Source organism: Ruegeria sp. AM1 (genome assembly GCF_056540745.1).
On record NZ_JBQFXH010000037.1, the window covers coordinates 1 to 1268 of the forward strand.

A 1268-nucleotide genomic window follows, 5' to 3' on the forward strand; every position below is an offset into this window, starting at 1 on the left:
TGACCCAGCCCCTTGATCCGGGCCGTTTGGATGTAGAATCCGTTCCTGTTTCTTTCTCGTGTTTAGGTTGCGGTCAAGGCCTGCTGAGCGGAGCCGTTGCGTAGCTCAAGCGAAGCAGGCCGGGTGGCGCGGTTGAGATTGGCGTAGACGGCTGGAGCCAGCCCGCCAAGTGACGTGTGTGGTCGCTGCGTGTTGTAATCGATCCTCCAGTTTTCAATGATCTTTCGGGCCTCGGCGAGGTTACCGAAAATGTGTTCGTTCAGGCATTCGTCTCGCAGCCTGCCATTGAATGACTCGACAAAGGCATTCTGCATGGGCTTTCCGGGTGCGATGTAGTGCCAGCCGACACCAGTATCCTGGCACCACCTGAGAACAGCATGAGATGTCATTTCCGTTCCATTGTCGCTGACAATCATATCCGGCTGTCCGCGCCTGCGGATCAGTTCATCCAGTTCGCGCGTCATCCGCGCGCCAGACAACGAACGATCCACGACGGTTGCCAATGCCTCTCGCGTGCAATCATCCACGATGCACAACACTCGGAACCGCTGGCCGTCTTCGAAAGCGTCAGACACAAAGTCCAACGACCACCGTTGATTGGCCCGATCCGGGACGAATATAGGCCGCCGCGTGCCCAAGGCACGTTTGCGTGACCGCCTGCGACGCACCACCAGCCCTTCCTCGCGATAGAGCCGGAACAGCTTCTTGTGGTTCACCTCAAAGCCCTCTCTCGCCAACAGGATGCCCAAACGCCGATAACCGAACCGGCGACGCTCATTCGCCAGTTCGCGCAGACGCTTGCGCAGGGCTTCATCATCCTGGTTCTGCTTCTGATATTGAAAGACAGACCTGTGCAGGTCGGCCAGCTCACACGCCCGACGCTCAGACAGGCCGTGCCGATCCATCACGTCCGACACGGCCCGTCGCTTCACGTCAGGCGTCAGTAGTTTTTTGTCGCGAGATCCTTGAGCGCCGCGTTGTCCAGCATGGCATCCGCCAACATCCGTTTCAGACGATTGTTCTCATCTTCCAGCGCACGCAACTTCTTCGCATCCGACACGTTCATTCCGCCGAACTTGGCTTTGTATTTGTAGAACGTGGCATCGCTGATCCCATATTTGCGGCACAACTCCTGAGCTTTCACGCCTGCCTCGTATTCCTTGATCATTCCAATGATCTGTTCGTCGCTAAATCTGCGTTTCATAGTCCATCCTTTGCTTGGACGGATTACTAACACCTCAATGGCCTGATTTCAGGGGGCTGGGTCA

1 protein-coding gene is annotated in these 1268 nt (G+C 56.7%); it reads right to left on the reverse strand.

Features of this window, described 5'->3' with window-relative positions; genetic code table 11:
* Positions 1 to 62 precede the first annotated feature (62 nt).
* Positions 63 to 1204 (reverse strand): IS3 family transposase gene (locus ACR0I7_RS20045; protein WP_480500938.1). Its coding sequence is split into 2 segments (ribosomal slippage): positions 63 to 958 and positions 958 to 1204, totalling 1143 coding nucleotides; the frame shifts between segments, so codons are not numbered across the junction.
* Positions 1205 to 1268: the final 64 nt, after the last annotated feature.